Below are 21,051 nucleotides of genomic sequence, written 5' to 3' on the forward strand. Positions count from 1 at the left end.
TCTGTCAGATATCGAATGAATTCATCCGTGCCGACCAACGGTCGGCACCCACCAAAGCAGAACGCCGTTCCGGCAGATCGCGGAAGTCTGTCGAAGGCGGGGTGGGTCCGGTTGAGGGGGCGTGAGCGCCATGGATGGCGCGACCGAGCCTACATGGACGTATTTACGGTGTCCCCCTCAACCGGACCCACCCCGCCAACCCACGGAATGCAGGCATTTGACGTTGACGTTGCTGTGGCTTGAAGCAGGTGCAGGGCTGCAAGCCCTGCCCAGAACACCCCCCTCGTGCACAATGGGCCGACCCCGCCTGGACGTTCCCCGATGTCGAGCAAGCCGTATTCAGAAGCCTGCGAACGCAACCGCGAACCCATCGCGGCGGCGCTCGACCCGTGGATAGGCGACCGGCATCGGGTGCTGGAGATCGGCAGTGGCACCGGCCAGCACGCGGCCTTCTTCGCCGAGCGCTGGCCGTGGCTGCGCTGGCAGCCCAGCGACCACCCGGATCATCTGCCCGGCATCGAGGCCTGGCGCGCCGAGGCCGCGCTGCTCAACCTGCTGCCGCCGGTGCCGCTGCAGGTGGAACTGCCGCCCGCACCCGGCCTGGTGCTGCCCGCAGGCAGCACGTTCGATGCGGCGTTCAGTGCCAATACCCTGCACATCATGGGCTGGCAGCACGTGCAGGCGTTGTTCGCCGCGCTGCCCGCGCTGCTGCGCCATGGTGCGCTGCTGGCGGTCTACGGGCCCTTCAACTACGGCGGCCGCTACACCAGCGACAGCAACGCGCAGTTCGATGCCTGGCTGAAGGCACGCGACCCGCGCAGCGGCATCCGCGACAGCGAAGCGGTGCAGGCGCTGGCCGAGGACAATGGCTTCACCCGCCTGCGCGACGTGGCGATGCCGGCCAACAACCGCCTGCTGCTGTGGCGCCTGGGCTGAACCGCGGGTAGTGCCGGCCGCTGGCCGGCAACCGATTGCCTGGAGGGATGCCGGCCAGCGGCCGGCACTACCGTTTCTGCGGCCTTCAAGCCACCTGCACGATGTGCAGCGCCTTCGGGTTGCGCCACTGCGCCAGCAGCGCAGCTTCGCGTGCCTTGGCCTGCGCGTAGTGTGCTTCCTTGACGTGGCCGAAGCCGCGGATGTGCTCGGGCACGCTGGCGATTTCCACCGCCAGTGCCAGGCGGCCGTCTTCCAGGCCTTCCAGCAGCTGCTGCACGGTGGCTTCGTAGTCGGCGATCAGCTGGCGCTCCATGCGGCGTTCTTCGGTGCGGCCGAACACATCCAGACGGCCGCCACGCAGGAACTTCAGCTTCGCCAGCAGGCCGAAGGCCTTGAACATCCACGGGCCGTATTCCTTCTTCAGCAGGCGGCCCTGCTCATCCTTCTTCGCGAACAGCGGCGGCGCCAGGTGGAAGCGCAGCTGGTAATCGCCCTCGAACTGCTGCTGCAGGCGGCGCTGGAAATCGCCGCTGGTGTACAGGCGGGCCACTTCGTACTCGTCCTTGTAGGCCATCAGCTTGAACAGGTAGCGGGCCACGGTCTCGGTCAGCGCCGTGGAACCGCCGATGCGCTCGGCCTCGGCGGCGCGCACGCGCTCGACCAGGCTGCGGTAGCGGTTGGCATAGGCGGCATCCTGGTACTCGACCAGGAACGCGCTGCGGCGCTCGATCATTTCATCCAGCGAACGCGACAGCCGCGCGTCGTCCAGCGGCAGGAAGGCCACGTCGCCACCGTGCGAGGGCAGGCCGCGCAGTTCGCGTTCGTCGGCGGTGTTGCGCGGTGCGGCGGTGGCGCCCCATTCGTTGCCTTCCCATTCGCCCGGCGGCAGCGGGTGCAGCGGGCCCGGGGTGGATTCGGTATCGGTGTGGCGGTTGCGCACCAGGCCGGCCGCCTGCTGCACGGCCTGCGGGTCGACCACGGCCAGGCGGCCCCAGGCGAACGCCTGCTGGTTCATCGCCACGGCGGCGCCGTTCAGTTCGATGGCCCGCATCAGCGAGTCGAACGACAGCGGCACCAGGCCGTGCTGCCACGCGTAGCCGAGGATGAACAGGTTGGCGGCGATGGCATCGCCCAGCAGCGCGGTGGCCAGCTGGGTGGCGTCCAGCTGCAGCGGTTCCTGGCCGCCCAGCGCCACGCGCACGCCGGCCACGATGTCGGCGGCCGGGAACTGCATGTCCGGGCGGGTAGTGAAGGTGCCCGGCATCGCCTCATAGGTGTTGAGCACCACCTGCGAACGGCCGGCGCGCACCTTCGACAGCGCCCAGTAATCGTTCACCACCACCATGTCGCAGCCCAGCACCAGGTCGGCCTCACCGGCGGCGATGCGCACGGCGTGGATGTCGTCCGGGCGGCGGGCGATGCGGATGTGCGTGGTCACCGCGCCGCCCTTCTGTGCCAGGCCGGTCTGGTCGAGCACGGTCGCGCCCTTGCCTTCCAGGTGGCCGGCCATGCCCAGCAGCGCGCCGATGGTCACCACGCCGGTACCGCCGACGCCGGTGATCAGGATGTTCCAGGGCTGTTCCAGCGTACCGCGCACCACCGGTGCCGGCAGGTTGTCCAGCAGGGTGGAGGCATCGCGCTTGCTGCCCTTGCGCGGCTGGCCACCGTGCACGGTGACGAAGCTCGGGCAGAAACCATTCACGCAGGAATAGTCCTTGTTGCAGTTGGACTGGTCGATCTCGCGCTTGCGCCCGAACTCGGTTTCCTTCGGCAGCACCGACACGCAGAAGCTCTTCTTGCCGCAGTCGCCGCAGCCTTCGCAGACCAGCGAATTGATCAGCACGCGCTTCTGCGGGTCTTCCAGCTTGCCGCGCTTGCGGCGGCGGCGCTTTTCGGTGGCGCAGGTCTGTTCGTAGATCAGGATCGACACACCCTTCACTTCACGCAGGCGCTTCTGCACGGCATCCAGTTCGCTGCGGTCGTGGAACTCGACGTCGCTGGGGAAATGCTCGCGCTGGCCGGTCCACTTGCCGATGTTGTCCGACAGCACCACGATGGTGTGGATGCCCTCGGCGCGCATCTGCTTTGCGATGTCCGGCACGCTCAGCGGGCCGTCCACCGGCTGGCCGCCGGTCATCGCCACCGCATCGTTGTAGAGGATCTTGTAGGTGATGTTGACGCCGGCGGCGACCGCCTGGCGGATCGCCAGCGAGCCGCTGTGGAAATAGGTGCCGTCGCCCAGGTTCTGGAACACGTGCGCGGTGTCGGTGAACGGCGCCTGCCCGGCCCAGGTCACGCCTTCGCCGCCCATGTGGGTGAAGGTGTCGGTGCTGCGGTCCATCCAGGTCACCATGTAATGGCAACCGATGCCGGCCAGCGCACGCGAACCTTCCGGCACCTGGGTGGAGGTGTTGTGCGGGCAGCCCGAGCAGTAGTGCGGCACGCGCGGGAAGGTGGCGCGCGGCAACGCAAGCTCGGCTTCCTTCTCCTGCATCCACTGCAGGCGCTGTTCGATCGATTCGTTGTTGAAGAACTTCTGGATGCGGCGGCCGATCACGCCGGCGATGGTGGCCGGGGTCAGTTCGCCGGTGGACGGCAGGATCCACTCGCCGCTCTCGTCGTACTTGCCGACGATGGACGGGCGCTGGCCCCAGCTCACCGGCCAGTTGAAGAACTGTTCCTTCATCTGGCGCTCGATGAAGGCGCGCTTCTCCTCCACCACGATGATGTCTTCCAGGCCCTGGGCGAAGCGGGCGATGCCCTCCGGCTCCAGCGGCCAGGTCATGCCGACCTTGTACACGCGGATGCCGATGTCGGCGCAGGCCGCTTCGTCCAGGCCCAGGTATTCCAGCGCCTGCAGCACGTCCAGGTAGCTCTTGCCGGTGGTGACGATGCCCAGCCGCGCACGCGGCGCGTCCATCACCACCTTGTCGATGCCGTTGGCGCGGGCGAAGGCCTGGGCCGCCTTCACCGCATAGCGGTGCAGGCGCATTTCCTGGTCCAGCGGCGGGTCCGGCCAGCGGATGTTGAGGCCGCCGCTGGGCATGTCGAAGTCTTCGGGCAGCACGATGCGCCGGGCCAGCGGATCGACCTCGACCGAGGCCGACGATTCCACCGTCTCGGCGATGGTCTTGAAGCCAACCCAGCGGCCGGTGTAACGGCTCATCGCCCAGCCCAGCAGGCCCATGTCGAGGATGTCCTGCACGCCGGCCGGGTTCAGCACCGGCATCATCGCGCTGACGAATTCGTCCTCGCTGCCATGCGGCAGGGTCGAGCTGCGGCAGGCATGGTCATCGGCAGCCAGCGCCAGCACGCCGCCGTATCGCGACGTGCCGGCGGCATTGGCATGCTTGAACACGTCGCCACAGCGGTCCACGCCGGGGCCCTTGCCGTACCACATGCCGAACACGCCCTGCACGTTGGCGCCGGGGAACAGGTTGGTCTGCTGCGTACCCCACACCATGGTGGCGCCCAGGTCCTCGTTGAGGCCCGGGGTGAACTTCACCTTGGCCGCTTCCAGGTGCTGGCGCGCGCGCCACAGCTCCAGGTCGAAGCCACCCAGGGGACTGCCGCGGTAGCCACTGACGAAGCCGGCGCTGTCGATGCCCTCGTGCGCATCGCGCAGGCGCTGCATCAGCGGCAACCGCACCAGCGCCTGCACGCCACTCAGGTAGATCCGCCCCTCGTTGCGGGTGTATTTGTGGTCGAGCGTGTAATCACGGTCGATCAGGTCGGCGGAGGAGGGCGAAGTGAGTTGCGCGGTACTGGTCATGGCTGGCCCGGTAGGATCGGCTGGCACCGGCCGCGTGCGGGCACGCGGCGGGAAAGGCGCGGATTGTAACAGTGGGGCCCGGAAGGCCCGGCACTCGCATCGGTGGCCGTGCTGGGGTTAGGATCGGGGTGAGAGGGGAGGTTGGTGTTTCAACCTGGGGGATTTTTGATGTCAGTTGCAGGAAAGTTCGTGGCCGGCGTGCTGCTGGTCTCGGGCGCGGCGTGCGCGTGGGCCGCACCGGCGTTGCCGGTACCGCAGGAGTTCTATTTCGACAATGATGCTGCCGCCGCGCCGATCATCGTGGTGGCCGGCAGCGGCGAAGACCTGGTCGCGCAGCTGCTGAAGCAGCGCGAGCGTGGGCGCAAGACGCTGGAGGCCTCGGTGCAGCTGGCCTCGGTGGCCATCGCGCAGGGCCGTGCGGAGCTGGGCGAGCAGCTCTACCGCGAGGCCCTGGCCGAAGCCCCCGTGCAGAGCAGCCTGGGCCGCAGCGTGCGCTGGAACTACGGCTGGGACCTGCTGCGCCAGGGCCAGGCACTGGCTGCGCTGGAACAGTGGCAATCGGTGGCCAACAACCTGCGCAGCAACGCGGCCTGGATCCCGCCGACCTACGCGCTGGCGTTGTGGCGGGCCGGCCAGCAGCAGGAGGCGGTGAAGTGGTATGCCGCCGCCGTGCGCACCGAGCCTGGCCAGTGGAGCGACAGCAGCCGCTATGCGCAGCTGCTGCCGGGCTGGCGCGATGATGAGCGGGCCAGCCTGGCGGAAGTGCAGCAGGCCTGGGCCGCAGCGCCGCCGGCCTGGCCGTGAGCCACGACCGCAGGCGCTTGCCGCCTGCGGTGCTGCATCGCACAATCGAAAAGGTCGCAGGCATCTGCCTGAAGGGGAGATGCCCATGGCCTTCGATGCCTTCGCCCTGATCCTGGCCATGCTCGGGCTGGGCATGCTGTTCGCCCGCCTGCGCGCCTTGCCGGACAACGCCGCCGAGACGCTGAACAAGGTGGTGCTGTACGTCTGCCTGCCTGCGGCGGTGCTGACCTACGTGCCGCGCCTGCAGCTGGATGCCAGCCTGCTGGGGCTGATGGCCACGCCGTGGCTGCTGATGCTGGCCACCTGGGCGCTGGTCAGCCTGGCGACCCGCGTGTTCGGCTTCGCCCGCGACGTGCACGCGGTGCTGCTGATCTGCGTGGCCCTGGCCAATTCCAGTTTCATCGGCTACCCGATGGTGCGTGCGCTGCTGGGTGATGCGGCGCTGCCCTATGCCGTGGTTTACGACCAGTTCGGCACCTTCCTGTTGTTGTCGACCTTTGGCCTGCTGGTGCTGGCGCGCTACAGCGGCGACCGCCCGCCGACCGCCCTGCAGGTGCTGGCCCGCATTGGCCGCTTCCCGCCGCTGTGGGCGTTGCTGTTCGCCCTGGTGCTGATGCCGGCGCAGCCACCGTCGTGGATCGCCACCGCCCTGAAGCAGCTGGCCGATGCGATGTTGCCGCTGGTGATGCTGGCGGTGGGGCTGTCGATCCAGCTGCGCCTGCGCCGCGAGGAGCTGCGGCCGCTGGCGGTGGGCCTGCTGTTGAAGCTGCTGGTGCTGCCGGCGCTGGCGTTGCCGCTGTCGTGGGCGCTGGGCATGCAGGGCCTGATGTTGAAGGCCAACGTCCTGGAATCGGCGATGCCGACGATGATCACCGCTGCCGCGCTGGCGATCTCGCACCGGCTGGCGCCACGGCTGGCGGCGGCGCTGGTGGGGTATGGGATCGTGCTGTCGCTGGTGACGCTGCCGGCGTGGATGTGGGTACTGGGGTGATGGTTATTGGCAGGGCTTGCAGCCCTGCACCCGCTCAATGCAACGGCAAGAGCAAAAGCTGGTTTCCTGAGGGATGGCGGGGTGGGTCCGGTGGCAGGGGACGCCGTAAACCCGTCCATGGGGGCTTGGTCGCCGCATCCATGCGGCTCACACCCCTGCCACCGGACCCACCCCGCCTTCGACAGTTTCCCGCGGCTGTGGGTCGGTGCCGATCCAGATTCTGCTCTGGTGGGTGCCGACCGTTGGTCGGCACGGCGTCGGAATTCGGTCCTGCTCTTGGTAGGTGTCGACCGTTGGTCGGCACGGGGTCGGAACCTGCTGCTGATGGTGGGTGCCGACCGTTGGTCGGCACGGGGTCGGAATTCGGTTCTGCTCTTGGTAGGTGTCGACCTTGGTCGACACGGTAGATCCACGCCATGCGTGGATGAGAGCGAAGCGACCGGCTTCTGCTCCTGCTCTTCTTTTCTTCTCCGTGGCTGACCGCACACGGAAACGGTCAGGGGTCGGGCGGGTAGGTTGCGCGGGGGTGCGAGCGCCATGGATGGCGCTCACAAGCCTCCATGGACGGATTCACGGCGTCCCCCGCGCGGCCTACCCGCCCGGCCACGCGCATGACCCGCCGTTGGCGACCAACCGCCAGCCACGAGGGGCTCCGCCGTTGGCCGGAAACCCTCAGTCGTCCGCAGAAACCGTCCGCCCCGACGCCCACTCGCGCAATGCCGCCACCTGCTCGGCCATCAACACCGACAACGGCCGTGTCGCGCGGATCTCGGTCATCAGCAGCTCGGTATCCAGCGGCCGGCCTTCGGCATGCGCCGAATACAGCCCCGCCACGATCGCCTGCTCGATCTCCGCGCCGGAGAACCCGTTCGCCGCCGCGGCCAGCGCCGGCAGGGCGAAATCATCCGCGTTGAGCTGGCGCCGGCCCAGGTGCAGCCGCAGCAGCTCCACCCGTACGTCCGGCGGCGGCAGGTCGACGAAGAAGATCTCGTCGAAACGCCCCTTGCGCAGCAGCTCGGCCGGCAGCTCGTGCACCTGGTTGGCGGTGGCCACGATGAACACCGGCGCCTTGCGCTCGGCCATCCAGGTCAGCAGGTGGCCCAGCACGCGGCGCGATACGCCGCCATCGTCGCCACCGCTGGCCAGGCCCTTCTCGATCTCGTCCATCCACAGCACGCACGGGGCCAGCTGCTCGGCCGAGGCCAGCGCCTGGCGCAGGTTGGCTTCGGTCTCGCCGTGGTACTTGTTGTACAGCGCGCCCACGTCCAGGCGCAGCAGCGGCACGCCGAAGCCGGCCGCGGTGGCCTTGGCCAGCATCGACTTGCCGCAGCCCTGCACGCCCAGCAGCAGCATGCCGCGCGGCGGGTCCAGCCCGGCCGGGGCCGAGCCGGCGATGAAGGCCACCCGGCGCTGGTTGATCCAGCGCTTGAGCCGGTTGGCGCCGGCCACGTCGCCAAAGCGCGCACTGTCATGTTCGAAGAACAGGTGGCCACTGCGGTTGAGCAGCTCGAACTTCAGCCGCGCCAGCTGCGGCAGGTCGTCGTCGCGCAGCGCGCCATCGGCGTAGATCAGCTGGCGGGCGATGCGGCGGGCATCGACCAGGCTCAGGCCCTGCAGGTTCTTCAGGATCTTCTTGACCGCTTCGCTGTCCACTTCCACGCGCCGGCCGCCATGCTCGCGGGCATAGGCGTCGGCCTCCTCGCGCAGCATCTTCAGCAGGGCGTTGGCATCGGGCAGGCGGGGGTTGAACCGCACCGCCAGCGCTTCCAGTTCGGCCGGCAGCTCGACCTTGGCGCCGATCAGCACCAGCACGTGCGGCTGGCTGTGGCGGCGCTGGATCAGGTCGCGCAGCGCACGCTGGTGGCTGGCGTAGCCGAGGTAGGGGTGGAAATCGAGGAGCAGGTAGATGCCGCGCTGTTCGGCCTGGCGGATCATCTGCAGGGCGGCGCTGGCATCGGGCGGGCCGATCGCATCGTCCTCGCGTTCCAGGTCGATGCGGCGCAGGCCCTCGGTGATCGACCAGCGGTGCAGGGCACGCCAGACGTGCATGAGCGTCTGCCGGAACAGTTCGACGATGCGAGCCTCGTCCTGGGTCTCGATCACGATCAGGGGGGTATTGGCGCGGATCAACGCGCTCAGGTCCTGCAGTTCGCTCATGCCGGTTCGATCCTTCGGGGGCGCCACGATAGCAAAGCCGTGGCAGATTGATTCAGGCCGTCTCTACCTTCCGTCACCATCGGCGGTGTACGCTCGGGGCACGTACCCGGAAGCGAGGCTGGCATGAAGACGATCCTGGTGGCCGGTTCCAAGGGCGGGGTGGGCAAGACCACCGTCGCCACCCACCTGGCCGCTTACGCGGCATTGCAGGGCAAGGCCACGGTGATCGCCGATGCCGACCCGCAGGGCTCCAGCACCCGCTGGGCGCAGCGCCGGGCCGGGCTGGACAGCGCCGTCCTGCCCATCGACGTATATCGAAAGAAGCAGTGGGCGCAGAAGCTGCCCGACGGCACCGATACCGTCATCATCGATGCACCCGCCGGCGCGCTGGCCGACGATATCCCCCATTTCCTCGATGCCGCCGATGCCGTGGTGGTACCGGTGCTGCCCTCGGCGCTGGACATCGAAGCCATCGTCGGCTTCCTCAACAGCCTGGCGCAGAACCCGCGCGTGCACAGCCGCAAGCTGCCGGTGGGCCTGGTCCTCAACCGCACCAAGCCGTGGACCCAGACCTCGCAGCAGGCGCTGCAGATGCTGGGCGAGTGGCCCTACCCGGTGGTTGCCCAGCTGCGCGACAGCCAGAGCTACGTGGTGATGACCGGCCTCGGCCGCAGCCTGTTCGATTACCGCTCGGCCCAGGTGCGCGAGCACCAGGCCGACTGGGAGCCGCTGCTGGCCTGGTTGAAGCTGTGACGCGTACGTCACCCGTTTTACTGCACCCTCACTTTCATGGAACCTCGCGATGCGTGAACTGATCCTGCTGCGCCATGCCCATGCCGAACCGGCCACCCCCGGCCAGGCCGACCTTGATCGGCCGTTGTCGCCGGTGGGTCTTGCCGAAGCCGAGGCTGCCGGCAAGTGGATGAAGGAAAACAACCTGCTGCCGGACTGCGTGCTGTGCTCGCCGTCGCGGCGCACCCGCGAGACCCTGGAAGCGGTGCTGGCGACCATCGGCTATGTCGAAAAGCGCCTCGAAGACCGCATCTACGAAGCCACCCCCGGCACCCTGGCCGCGCTCGTGGATGAGCGCCGTGACCTCGACCGGGTGCTGATCGTCGGCCACAACCCCGGCCTGGAACGGCTGGTGGCGCTGATGACCGAAGGCACCAGCAGCGATTACCGGGGCATGCCGCCGGCCGCCGTGGCCGTGCTCGGGTTCCCGCGCGAGGCGGCGATCGAGCCGGGCGTGGCCAGCCTGAACGCCTTCTGGTGGCCGTGAGTCGATGATCCTGGCACGGCCCGGCCGCTGCCTGCTGCCGGTGCTGCTGGCCTGCAGCCCGGCCTGGGCTGCCCCGCCACCGCCCACGCCGCTGCCGCCGGTGGAAGCACTGGCGTCGGCCGCGTCGGCGCGCGTGCTGCACCTGGACCTGCAGCGTTCACGGATCGGCTTCGAGGTGCGCACCCGCTTCGGCCAGCGCATCGAAGGGCTGTTCCCGCATTTCGACGGGCGCGTCGAAGTGCTGTCCGATGGCCGCCACCAGGTGCACCTGAAGATGTTCACCCGTTCGGTGGAGATCCCGGGCAAGGAGCGCTACACCGGCTGGATGCGCGGGCCGGAGTTCTTCGATGCCGGGCGTTACCCGTCGGTGGAGTTCGACTCGCTGCCCTACTGGCCGGACACCATCGGTGACGGCGGCGACATCCAGGGCCGGCTCACCCTGCGCGGGGTCAGCCACCCGGAGACCCTGCGGGTGGAGAAAGCGGAATGTTCCCGACCCGGCTATGATTGCGACGTCGTCAGCCGCGGTACCGTGCAGCGAGGCCGGTACGGCATGGACAGCTGGCAGCTTGCCTTGAGTGACCGAGTGACCTTCGTACTACGAGCCCGCCTGAGCGAGGCGCCGAAACCGTGAACCTCCTGCTGCGTGTACTGGCGCTGGCAACCGTGTTGCTGGGCAGCGGCTGCGCGTCGCTGTCGCACGCCGAGCGCGACCGTGCCCAGGCGATCGCGGTGCAGGCCCGTTCGGCCCAGGTCGACTGCCAGCGCGCCGACCGCTGCGCCCAGGATTCGCCGCTGCGGGCCCTGGCCGGCCGCGCATTCAGCGAATCGACCGAAGCGCAGCCGCTGCATTACGCCACCCTGCTCGATGAAGGCGAGGGCGCCCTGGTCGCCCGCCTGAACCTGCTGCGCAGTGCCACCCGCAGCATCGACCTGCAGACCTACATCTTCGACAAGGACGACAGCGCCCGGCTGGTCATCGACGAACTGCTGGCCGCGTCGCGCCGCGGGGTGAAGGTGCGGGTGCTGATCGACCAGCTCTCGGCGATTTCCGACCTGGAGATCCTGGGGGCGCTGTCCGGCGCCCACCAGAACTTCGAACTGCGGGTCTACAACCCCACCTTCGGCAAGGCCCGGCTGAACTACTTCGACTATGCCGGCAGCGTGCTGTGCTGCTTCCGCCGCTTCAACCAGCGCATGCACAACAAGCTGCTGGTCATCGACGACGCGATCGGCGTGGTCGGTGGCCGCAATTACCAGGACGATTACTACGACTGGGACCGCGAGTACAACTTCCGCGACCGCGACGTGCTGATCGCCGGCCCGGAAGCGCGCGCGATGGCCGCCAACTTCGATGCGTTCTGGCGCGCGCCGCGAAGCGTGCCCGCCGAGCGCCTCAACGATGTCGGCCGTACCCTGCTCAAGCAGGGCGTGCCAACCATGCCGCCGGCGCAGTTCCGCCGCCCCGAGCGGGTGGAGCGGGTCAGCGAGGAGGCCAACGACAGCGATTTCGTCACCCGTTCGTTCGTCGATACCGCGCTGCCGGTGCACTCGGTGCGCTATGTGGCCGACCTGCCACGCAAGCACCGCCGCGAGCGCGCGGATGCACCGCTGGCCGGGCAGCACGTCACCGAACCGCAGCTGGATGCACTCATTTCCGGCGCGCAGAAGGAAGTGATCCTGCAGACGCCGTACCTGGTGCTGTCCAAGCCGGCGCAGAAGCTGTTCCGCGAGCTGCGCAAGCGGCCCGAGCCGCCGCGCGTGGTGGTGTCCAGCAACAGCCTGGCGGCCACCGACAACCCGATCGTGTATGCGCTGTCGTACAAGTACAAGCGGCGCAACATGCGCGAACTGGGCTTCAACATCTTCGAATACAAGCCGTTCCCGCTGGATGCGCCGGTGGACTACCGCAACCTGCTGCCCGACCCGCTGGGCAGCAGTGGCAGTGCCACGGCCGGCCAGGGCGTGCGCAACCCGCTGATCGGCGGCAGTGCGGCCGGCAGCAATGCCGGCGGCGGCGATGACGCGGCACCGGCCCCGCTGGCCGCCGCAGGCGATGACGTGGACGCGCAGGACACGCGCCCGGCAGTGGAGCACCCGCGGCTGGGCAGCGCCTACGAAAACAGCCGCGCGCGCCGCCGTGCCGCCGGCAGCGAAGTGGAAACGCGCCTGCTGCGTACCGAGACGCGACCGTCGTTCCTGGGCAGCAAGGCCGTCAACAAGCCGCTGCCGGTCACCCGCAAGGGCGCGCGCATGGGCCTGCACGCCAAGTCGCTGGTGGTCGATCGCCGCATCGGCGTGGTCGGCACGCACAACTTCGATCCGCGCAGCGAGAACTACAACACCGAAGGCGCGGTGATCATCGATGACCCGGTGTTCGCCGAACAGCTGGCGCAGAGCATCCTGCGCGATACCCACCCGCAGAACTCCTGGACGGTGGCGCCGCGCGCCAAGCCGCCGGTGCTGTCCGGGCTGAACTACAGCGTGGGCAAGGCCTCCGAGGCGCTGCCCATCCTTGATTTCTGGCCGTGGCGCTACGCCACCGATTACGAGTTCCAGCCCGGTGTGGACTGCCCGCAGCCGCTGCCGCGGCAGAGCCCGGATTTCCACCGCTGCTACGTGCCCGTCGGTGATTTCCCCGAAGTGAACGTCGGCCCGAAGTGGCTGCTGGTGCGCATGCTGACGGCATTCGGCGCCGGCCTCGTCCCCATTCTCTGAAGGTACCCGCATGACCCAGGTGTTCCGCGAAGCCGTCTCCATCGACCAGCTCAACACGCTCAGCCGTGGCACGGCCATCGATACCCTGGGCATCACCTTCACCGCCGCCGGCGATGACTGGCTGCAGGCCACCATGCCGGTCGACGAGCGCACCCGCCAGCCGTACGGCATCCTGCACGGCGGCGCCTCGGTGGTGCTGGCCGAGACCCTGGGCAGCAGCGCCGGCAATCTCTGCGTGGATACCGGCAAGCAGGTCTGCGTGGGCCTGGAGATCAACGCCAACCACGTGCGTGCCGTGCGCAGCGGCACCGTCACCGGCACCGCGCGTGCAGTGCACGTGGGCCGCAGCACCCAGCTGTGGGAAATCCGCATTGAAGACGAACAGGGCCGGCTGGTGTGCATCTCGCGGCTGACCCTGGCGGTGGTGGCCGCAGGCCACGGCTGAGGCCGATGCCCGGCCCGGCTGCCCCTGCTGCGCTGCCGCTGCGGATCATTGCCAGCGGCGCCTACCTGCCACGCCAGCGCGTGCCATCGGAGCAGTTCGACCGGCGCTGGAACAAGCCGGCCGGCTGGGTCGAGCGGCACAGTGGCGTGGCCAGCCGCGGACATGCGGCAGCCGATGAGCGCGCCTCGTGGATGGGCGCGCAGGCGGCACGGCAGGCCCTGCAGCAGGCCGCGCTGGCCGCCACCGATATCGACTGCATCCTCTCCGCCTGCGGGGTGATGGAGCAGGCCATTCCCTGCCAGGCCGTGCTGGTGCAGCGCGCCCTCGGCCTGGGCGACAGCGGCATCCCGTCCTTCGACGTCAACGCCACCTGCCTGGGCTTCGTGGTGGCGCTGGAAATGGCCGGCAGCCTGCTGGCGCTGGGCCGCTACCGCCGCGTGCTGATCGTCTGCAGCGATGTTCCCAGTGCCGGCCTCGACCCGGACGACCCGCTGACCGCACCGCTGTTCGGCGATGGCGCGGTGGCGATGCTGGTTGAACGCGCCGCCGACGGCCAGGCCTCGGCGCTGCTGGCGACCCGCCTGCGCACCTATGGCGACGGTGCCGGACTGTGCCAGGTGCCGACCTGTGGCACCGGCATGCGCCTGGTCGATGATGTCGATGCCTACCGCGCGGCCCACCATTTCCAGATGCAGGGCAAGGCGCTGTACCGCGAAGCCGCGCGGCGCCTGCCCGGCTTCCTGCAGGATCTGCTGGACAGCGCCGGCACCGCGCTGGACGCGTGTGATGTGATCGTGCCGCACCAGGCCAGCGGCCAGGCCCTGGACCACCTGCAGCGCGCGCTGGGCCTGCCGCCGCAGCGGCTGGTGCGCATCCTGCGCGAGCACGGCAACCAGCTGGCAGCGTCGTTGCCGATGGCCCTGCACCAGGCGCTCATCGACGGTCGCCTGCCGCGCGGCGGCCAGGCCCTGCTGATCGGCACCGGCGCCGGCCTGGCGCTGGGCGGCGCGGTACTGCGCTACTGATGCGCACGGTCCTGGTCACCGGCGCCAGTGGCTTCATCGGCCAGCATGTCGCGCTCGCGCTGGCGGCGCAGGGTTGGCAGGTGCGTGGCAGCGGGCGCGATGCGCGCCGGCTGCAGGCGCTGGCCGCGCACGGTATCGAGACCGCCAGCGCCGATCTCGCCGACGATGCGCTGGCGCCGCTGCTGCAGGGCTGCGACGCGGTCGTGCACTGCGCCGCGATGTCGCAACCCTGGGGCACGGCGGCCGCGTTCCAGCGGGCGAACGTGCTGGCCACCACCCGCCTGCTGCAGGCCGCACAGGCGGCCGGCGTCGCCCGCCTGGTCCACCTGGGCTCGCCCAGCATCTACTTCCGCTTTGCCGACCAGTACGGCGTGGATGAACGCTTCCAGCCGCCACGCCGCTGGATCACCGACTACGCCCGCAGCAAATGGGAATCGGAAGTGGCCGTGGCCGCTGCCGCACGCCAGGGGCTGCACACCGTGGTGCTGCGCCCGCGCGCGGTGTTCGGGCCGGGCGACCGCGCGATCCTGCCGCGCCTGCTGGCGGTGGCCGCCAGCGGCCGTTTCCCGCTGATCCATGGCGGCCGCGCGCTGATCGACGTCACCCCCATCGACGATGCAGTGCAGGCGGTGGTCCTGGCGCTGCAGGCCGATGCGCGCTGCAGCGGGCGCGCCTACAACATCAGTGCCGGCACGCCGCTGCACGTGCATGCGCTGGTCAACGGCCTGTTCGAGGCGATGGACCTGCAGGTGCGCCTGCGCACGGTGCCGCGCACCCTGGCACTGGCAGCGGCGGGGATGGCCGAGACCGTGGCCCGCCTGCGGCCCGGGCGCCCCGAGCCGCGCCTGACCCGCTATGGCGTGGGCGTGCTGGGCTACTCGCAGACTTTGGATATCAGCGCGGCGCGGCGTGACCTGGGTTACGACCCGCGCACCGGCGTGCAGGCGGCCCTGCAGGCCTTCGCCGCGCACTGGAAGCAGCACGCCTGCAACCAGCACGGGGGCACCGATGGCACGGCTTGAGTGGGAACTGATCGAGGCCGGCCACTGCGTGCACCCGCAGCGCGCCGTCCGCCAGGGTGCCAGCTGGCACCGCTGCGAATTCCCCGCGCTGGTGGCCCTGTTGCACCACCCGCAGCGCGGGCCGATCCTGTTCGACACCGGATATTCGGACGCGTTCCTGCAGGCCACCGCGCGCTTCCCGGAGCGCCTCTACCGCTGGGTCACGCCGGTGCACCTGGGCCCGGGCCAGAGCGTGCGCGCGCAGCTGCAGAAGCGCGGCATCGCCGCGGCCGACATCGGCCTGGTGGTGCTCTCGCACCTGCATGGTGACCACGTCGGTGGCGTGCTCGATTTTCCCGGGGTGCCGCTGCTGTGTTCGCGCGCGGCATGGCAGGACCAGGCCGCGCGCGGGCGCCTGCGCGCGCTCAGCGTGGGCCTGCTGCCGGCGCTGACCCGCGATGCGGCGCCACGCATGGGCTGGTTGGAAAGCCTGCCGGAGGTCGGCCTGCCGCGCCCCTTCGATGCCTTTGGCCGCGGACGCGACGTGCTGGGTGACCGCAGCCTGCTGGCGGTGCCGCTGCCGGGCCACGCGGTGGGCCAGCATGGCCTGCTGTTCGAAGGTGCCGATGGCCGACCCGTGTTCCTGGTGGCCGACGCGGCCTGGTCCAGTGCGGCCATCACCGATGGCGTGCCACCACCGCGCCTGGTCACCGCCCTGCTGGGCCACACCGCGACCTACCGGCAGACCCTGCAGCGGCTGCAGCACACCCAGCGCCAGGTCAGCGACCTGCAGCTGGTGCCGGCCCATTGCGGCCTGTGGCGGCCCCCGGCCAACCCGTAGAGTCGAGCTTGCTCGACTGCTGTCAGGCCCGGCCAGTCGAGCAAGCTCGACTCTACGAGTCCCCCGCCAGCCCCGCCAGCCCCGCCAACAGGACACCGTGTTCCCGCCCATGGCCGCGGTCAATAGGACTTATGGCCAGAATCGGCTGGCAGCCGCTGCAGCCCTCCGGTATCGTGCGCGGATGACTTCCCCCACTCCGGCCCCCCGTGGCGGCGTGGCGCGTGTGTGCCGTTACCTGTACCGCGTACCGCTGCTGTTGGTCCACATCCTCGTGTTCCTGCCGTTGATCCTGATCGGCATGCTTCCGCCGTGGGGCGAACTGCGCGTGGGCGACGCCACCTTCGGTGCCAAGGTCGTCAACTGGTGGCAGGGCGGCCTGATGTGGATCTTCGGCTTCCGCCTGGCGCAGATCGGCACGCCGCTGCCGGGCGCGGTGCTGTTCGTCGCCAACCACGTCAGCTGGGTGGATATCTCCATCCTGCACAGCCAGCGCATGATGGGCTTCGTCGCCAAGCGCGAGATCGCCAGCTGGCCGGTGGTGGGCTGGCTGGCCGCGCGCGGGCAGACCATCTTCCACCAGCGCGGCAACACCGAATCGCTCGGCGGGGTGATGCAGTTGATGGCCGACCGCCTGCGCGATGGCAAGGCCGTGGGCGTGTTCCCGGAAGGGCGTACCCGTGGCGGCCACGAAGTGGGCCCGTTCCATGCGCGCATCTTCCAGGCCGCGGTTGAAACCGGCGTGCCGGTGCAGCCGGTGGCCCTGGTCTACGGCACCGGTGGCGATGCCCAGACCATCGTGGCCTTCGGGCCGGGCGAGAGTTTCTTCGCCAATTTCCTGCGCCTGCTCGGTGAGCCGGCGCGACGTGCGGAAGTGCACTTCTTGGCACCGATCGGTGCCCAGGACCTGGAAGGCCGTCGACGCATCGCGGAAACCTCGCGCGCGCGCATCGTGGCGGCGATGAGCGGGGAGTGAGCGTGCGGTGGCACTGATCCCGCCACCCCTGCTGGACGCCGGCACGCCGACGCTGCATGCGGCTGACTACCAGCCGCCGCGCTGGCTGCGCAATCCGCACCTGCAGTCCATGCTCAGCTCCAGCCGCATGCGCCTCCAGCGCGGCCTGCTGCTGCTGGCCGCCACCGGTGCGGTCAGTGAAGAACTGATCCTCGATGGCGGCGACGGCGTGCGCCTGCAGGGCTGGCACAGCCACATCGAAGGCCGCGAGCCGAAGGGCATGGCCCTGCTGCTGCACGGCTGGGAAGGCAGCGCCGAATCCAGCTACATGCGCATGGCGGCCGCGCGCATGATCGACCAGGGCTTCGACGTGGTGCGGCTGAACTTCCGCGACCACGGCAACACCCACCACCTCAACCCCGGCATCTTCCACTCCAACCGCATCGATGAAGTGGTGCAGGCGGCCGGTGACATCGCCCGGCGCTGGCCGGACCTGCCGCTGGTGGCGGCGGGCTATTCGCTGGGCGGCAACTTCGTGCTGCGCCTGGCCCTGCGCGCGCCGGCGGCCGGCGTGCCGCTGCAGCGGGTGGCCTCGGTATGCCCGGTGCTGGACCCGGCGCTGACCATGGACAGCATCGAGAGCGGCCCGGCGATGTACGACTGGTACTTCCGCCGCAAGTGGGCCGGCTCGCTGCGCCGCAAGCGCGACCTGTTCCCCGAACTGAGCGACTGCGACGACCGCGTGCTGAAGCTGGACATCCGCGCGCTGACCGCGTGGCTGGTGGAACGGCATACCGATTTCGGCTCGCTGCAGGCGTACTTTGATGGCTACTCGATCGCGGGCGATCGCCTGTCCGCCCTGCAGGTGCCGGCCGACATCCTGATGGCCCAGGATGATCCGGTCATTCCCTATTCCACCTTCAGCAACTGGCAGCTGCCGCAGCAGGCGCGGCTGGAAACTGCCTGCTGGGGTGGCCACTGCGGGTTCCTGGAAAACTGGCGCGGCGACGGCTTCTCCGAACGCTGGGTGGCCCAGCGCCTGCAGCGGGTGCTGGCGGGCTGAACCGGCGCCGGCGCGCAGCCCGCTACAATGCGGGTTTGCCATTGAAGCGGACTGCCATGCAAGACCAGATCCTCCAGGCCCTGCGCCAGAACGATGCCGCACAGGCCGTGCAGCTGGCACAGGCGTGGGTGCACGACGAACCCGGCCAGGCCCAGGCCCATCGCTGGCTGGCGCTTGCGCTGCAGCAGCAGGACCAGCCCGAAGCCGCAATGGACGCCCTGCAGCAGGCACTGCAGCTGGCCCCGGATGATGCACAGCTGCACCTGCAGCAGGCCGGCCTGCTGCTGGCCCAGCATCGCTACGAAGGCGCCGACGAAGCACTGCTGCGCACCACCGAACTCAACCCGAACGCCTTCGAGGCGTACCTGATGCAGGCGCATCTGGCGATCGGCCGCAACGACATCGATACCGCCGCGCGGCAGGCCACGATGGCCGCCAGGCTGGAGCCGGAACATCCGGAAGTGATGGCGCTGCAGGGCATGGTGGCCCTGTACCGCGACGACGCCGACCGTGCCGTGCAGCTGCTGTCCGAAGCCGCCCGGCAGATGCCCAACGACCCGCGCGTGCTGTATGCACTGGGCTCGGCCTACCAGGCCAAGGACATGCTGGCCTTCGCCGAGCAGGCCTTCCGCCGCGTGATCGAGATCAACCCGAAGATGACCAGCCTGCATGGCCAGGTGGTGCAGCTGGCGCTGCGCCAGGGCAATGTCGAGGCCGCCCACCAGCAGCTGCAGCAGGCGCTGCAGGTGCCGGGCCTGGATACGCCGGCGCTGCAGCGGCTGGGCGCGGAGATCGCGCTGCAGGCCGACCAGCCGATGCAGGCACTGGAGCAGCTGCGGCCGATGCTGAAGGCCAACCCGGACGACCGTCGCACGGTGGAGCTGCTGCTGGCCTGCTGGCAGCGCCTGGGCCGCGAAGAAGAAGCCCGCACCGAACTGGACGCCGTACTGGCCGAGCACACCCAGCTGCCGCACCTGTGGCTGGCGCGGCTGGCACCGGAGGGCTTCGGCAGCCCGGGCGCGGTGGCCGTGGCCGATCGCTGGATCGAGGCCATGCCCGAGTTCGTGCCCGCCCTGGAAGCGCGCCTGCGCCTGCATGAAGCGGCCGGCGAAGGCGACGCCGTGGAGGCGATCGCCCGTCGCATCATCGCCGTGGAGCCGGGCCGCATCAGTGGCGAAACCCGCCTGGTCGCCGCGCTGCTGGCGCGTGATCCGGCGGCAGCCGTCGCCCACGTGCAGGGCCTGATCGACACTGCGCCTGAAGGCCGCCGCATCGAGCTGCGCACCTGGCTGGGCGAAATCCTGGACCAGGCCGGGCAGCCGCGTGACGCGCTGCGCACCTGGCTGGAACTGCAGGCCGAACAGAGCGCGCAGCGCCTGCCGCTGCCGCCGCAGGCCAAGGCGCCGCCGAGCTGGCCCGACCTCGGCGAGGTCGATGCAGAAAGTGCTGCATCCGCGCCGATCTTCCTGTGGGGCGCACCGGGCTCGGGCGTGGAACGCGTGGCGGTCACCCTCACCGGGGCCAGCCCGGTGATGCGCAGCGACCGCTTCGGCCATACCCCGCCGGACGATGCCTTCCAGAACTACTTCACCCTGCAGAAGCTGGCCTCGGGCGACCTCAGCCCGGACGGCCTGGTGAGCGGCTGGCGTGACACGCTGCGCAAGCGCGGCCTGCAGAACGACACCGTCATCGACTGGCTGCTGTGGTGGGACAACGCCCTGCTGTGGTCGCTGCGCCCGCACCTGCCGCAGGGCCGCCTGCTGGTGGTGCTGCGCGACCCGCGCGACATGCTGCTGGACTGGATCGCCTACGGCGCGCCGGCCCCGTTCGCGGTCAACAACGTGGCCGAAGTGGCGGAATGGCTGGCCCGTTCGATGGCCCAGGTGGCCACCCTGCACGAACAGGACCTGTACCCGCACCTGCTGATGCGCATGGACGACGTGGGCGATGACCCGCGCGTGGTTGCCGGCATGCTGCAGGAGCTGTTCAACACCTCCATCCCGCCGGCCGAGCGCATCGGTCCGCCGCGTTTCCCGGCCGGTCACTGGCGCCACTACAGCGACGTCATGAGTGCCGCGTTCGATCTGCTGACCCCGGTCGCGGTGCGACTGGGCTATCCCGAAGCGTAAGGAGCCATTGCATGCAGTTGAACAGCAACAGCATCACCCCCGGAGCCCCGATCGACCGCGAGTTCGCAGCCGGTGATGCCGACGGCTTCGCGCCGGACCGCAACCCGCACCTGGCGTGGAGTGGCGTGCCCGAGGGCACGCGCTCGTTCCTGCTGGTGTGCGTCGACCCGGACGTGCCGACCGTGCCGGACACGGTCGGCCGCACCGACATGACCGTGCCGCGCGACCAGCCGCGCTGCGATTTCGTGCACTGGGTTATGGCCGATATCCCGGCCTCGGTGCAGGAGATCGCCGCGGGCAGCTGCAGCGATGGCTTCGTTGCCAAGGGCAAGCCGGCACCGGCCGGCCCAGCGGGCAGCCGCCAGGGCGTGAACGATTTCACCGGCTGGTTTGCCGGCAACCCGGACATGGCCGGCGATTACCTGGGCTACGACGGCCCGTACCCGCCGTTCAACGACGAGCGCGTGCACCGCTATTTCTTCCGCGTGTTCGCGCTGGACGTGGCGACGCTCGACCTGCCGCAGCGCTTCACCGCAGCCGATGCCTACCGCGCCATGCACGGCCACGTGCTGGCCGAAGCCACGCTGCACGGCACCTACACGCTGAACCCCGCGCTGTAACCCAGGTAGCGCCGGCCGCTGGCCGGCGTTGCCTTTCCGGACGCTACGCAACCGCGTCGGGTGGTAGAGCCGGCCACCCGTCGGCATCCATCCACGCATGGCGTGGATCTACCGCTCTGGTAGGTGCCGACCGTTGGTCGGCACGATCCCTCGGTGGTGGGTAGAGCCGGCCGCTGGCCGGCTGCGTTCCGCACTTCAAAAGCAAGCCGACCAGCAGTCGGCTCTACCACTCGGTGCCCGACCACCCGTCGGCATCCATCCACGCATGGCGTGGATCTACCGCTCTGGTAGGTGCCGACCGTTGGTCGGCACGATCCC

At 69.6% G+C, this 21,051-nt stretch carries 17 protein-coding genes; 15 read left to right on the forward strand and 2 right to left on the reverse strand.

Features of this window, described 5'->3' with window-relative positions:
- Positions 1 to 321 precede the first annotated feature (321 nt).
- On the forward strand, positions 322 to 936 hold the full coding sequence (locus AC3WL7_RS20790) for a DUF938 domain-containing protein (RefSeq protein ID WP_492752903.1): 615 nt from the start codon (positions 322 to 324) through the stop codon (positions 934 to 936).
- An 85-nt stretch (positions 937 to 1,021) separates the two neighbouring features.
- On the opposite strand, the gene AC3WL7_RS20795 is transcribed toward AC3WL7_RS20790, so the two are convergent.
- Positions 1,022 to 4,708, reverse strand: a complete 3,687-nt coding sequence (locus AC3WL7_RS20795; protein WP_492752905.1) for an indolepyruvate ferredoxin oxidoreductase family protein — start codon at positions 4,706 to 4,708, stop codon at positions 1,022 to 1,024.
- Positions 4,709 to 4,876: 168 nt separating this feature from the next.
- Here AC3WL7_RS20795 and AC3WL7_RS20800 point away from each other — a divergent pair, with 168 nt between their 5' ends.
- Positions 4,877 to 5,512, forward strand: a complete 636-nt coding sequence (locus AC3WL7_RS20800; RefSeq protein WP_492752908.1) for a tetratricopeptide repeat protein — start codon at positions 4,877 to 4,879, stop codon at positions 5,510 to 5,512.
- A gap of 85 nt (positions 5,513 to 5,597) precedes the next feature.
- Complete coding sequence (locus AC3WL7_RS20805; RefSeq protein WP_492752911.1) at positions 5,598 to 6,503, forward strand: AEC family transporter; 906 nt, start codon at positions 5,598 to 5,600, stop codon at positions 6,501 to 6,503.
- A gap of 672 nt (positions 6,504 to 7,175) precedes the next feature.
- Here AC3WL7_RS20805 and AC3WL7_RS20810 read toward each other — a convergent pair.
- Positions 7,176 to 8,660: an AAA family ATPase gene (locus tag AC3WL7_RS20810; RefSeq protein ID WP_079224640.1), complete on the reverse strand. Its 1,485-nt coding sequence runs from the start codon at positions 8,658 to 8,660 to the stop codon at positions 7,176 to 7,178.
- Positions 8,661 to 8,783: 123 nt separating this feature from the next.
- Here AC3WL7_RS20810 and AC3WL7_RS20815 point away from each other — a divergent pair, with 123 nt between their 5' ends.
- From AC3WL7_RS20815 to AC3WL7_RS20870, 12 genes are all read left to right on the forward strand, one after another.
- A complete protein-coding gene (locus tag AC3WL7_RS20815; protein WP_108745648.1) occupies positions 8,784 to 9,413 on the forward strand; it encodes a nucleotide-binding protein in 630 nt (209 codons plus the stop codon).
- 49 nt (positions 9,414 to 9,462) lie between these two features.
- A complete protein-coding gene (locus AC3WL7_RS20820) occupies positions 9,463 to 9,939 on the forward strand; it encodes a SixA phosphatase family protein (RefSeq protein WP_079224644.1) in 477 nt (158 codons plus the stop codon).
- Between the two features lie 4 nt (positions 9,940 to 9,943).
- Positions 9,944 to 10,573: a YceI family protein gene (locus tag AC3WL7_RS20825; protein WP_200733913.1), complete on the forward strand. Its 630-nt coding sequence runs from the start codon at positions 9,944 to 9,946 to the stop codon at positions 10,571 to 10,573.
- Entirely contained in the window at positions 10,570 to 12,657 is a 2,088-nt protein-coding gene (locus AC3WL7_RS20830; RefSeq protein ID WP_492752915.1) for a phospholipase D family protein, read from the forward strand. The genes AC3WL7_RS20825 and AC3WL7_RS20830 overlap by 4 nt, the downstream gene beginning before the upstream one ends.
- Before the next feature lie 10 nt (positions 12,658 to 12,667).
- Positions 12,668 to 13,102, forward strand: coding sequence for a hotdog fold thioesterase (locus AC3WL7_RS20835; protein WP_079224649.1), 435 nt, complete (start codon positions 12,668 to 12,670; stop codon positions 13,100 to 13,102).
- Positions 13,103 to 13,107: 5 nt separating this feature from the next.
- Positions 13,108 to 14,127 (forward strand): 3-oxoacyl-[acyl-carrier-protein] synthase III C-terminal domain-containing protein, encoded by a 1,020-nt coding sequence (locus AC3WL7_RS20840; protein WP_492752919.1) that lies wholly within the window; start codon positions 13,108 to 13,110, stop codon positions 14,125 to 14,127.
- Positions 14,127 to 15,149, forward strand: coding sequence for an NAD-dependent epimerase/dehydratase family protein (locus AC3WL7_RS20845; protein WP_492752922.1), 1,023 nt, complete (start codon positions 14,127 to 14,129; stop codon positions 15,147 to 15,149). The genes AC3WL7_RS20840 and AC3WL7_RS20845 overlap by 1 nt, the downstream gene beginning before the upstream one ends.
- On the forward strand, positions 15,136 to 15,969 hold the full coding sequence (locus AC3WL7_RS20850; RefSeq protein WP_492752925.1) for an MBL fold metallo-hydrolase: 834 nt from the start codon (positions 15,136 to 15,138) through the stop codon (positions 15,967 to 15,969). The genes AC3WL7_RS20845 and AC3WL7_RS20850 overlap by 14 nt, the downstream gene beginning before the upstream one ends.
- 181 nt (positions 15,970 to 16,150) lie before the next feature.
- Positions 16,151 to 16,942 (forward strand): lysophospholipid acyltransferase family protein, encoded by a 792-nt coding sequence (locus AC3WL7_RS20855; protein WP_492752927.1) that lies wholly within the window; start codon positions 16,151 to 16,153, stop codon positions 16,940 to 16,942.
- A gap of 7 nt (positions 16,943 to 16,949) precedes the next feature.
- The gene (locus AC3WL7_RS20860; protein WP_492752929.1) at positions 16,950 to 17,984 is read left to right on the forward strand and encodes a YheT family hydrolase; all 1,035 of its coding nucleotides are present in this window, start codon (positions 16,950 to 16,952) and stop codon (positions 17,982 to 17,984) included.
- A 56-nt stretch (positions 17,985 to 18,040) separates the two neighbouring features.
- Positions 18,041 to 20,113, forward strand: a complete 2,073-nt coding sequence (locus AC3WL7_RS20865) for a tetratricopeptide repeat protein (RefSeq protein WP_492752931.1) — start codon at positions 18,041 to 18,043, stop codon at positions 20,111 to 20,113.
- 11 nt (positions 20,114 to 20,124) lie between these two features.
- Positions 20,125 to 20,733, forward strand: coding sequence for a YbhB/YbcL family Raf kinase inhibitor-like protein (locus tag AC3WL7_RS20870; protein WP_079224663.1), 609 nt, complete (start codon positions 20,125 to 20,127; stop codon positions 20,731 to 20,733).
- Positions 20,734 to 21,051 lie beyond the last annotated feature (318 nt).

This window comes from Stenotrophomonas sp. FW305-3-2-15-E-LB1 (genome assembly GCF_058787375.1).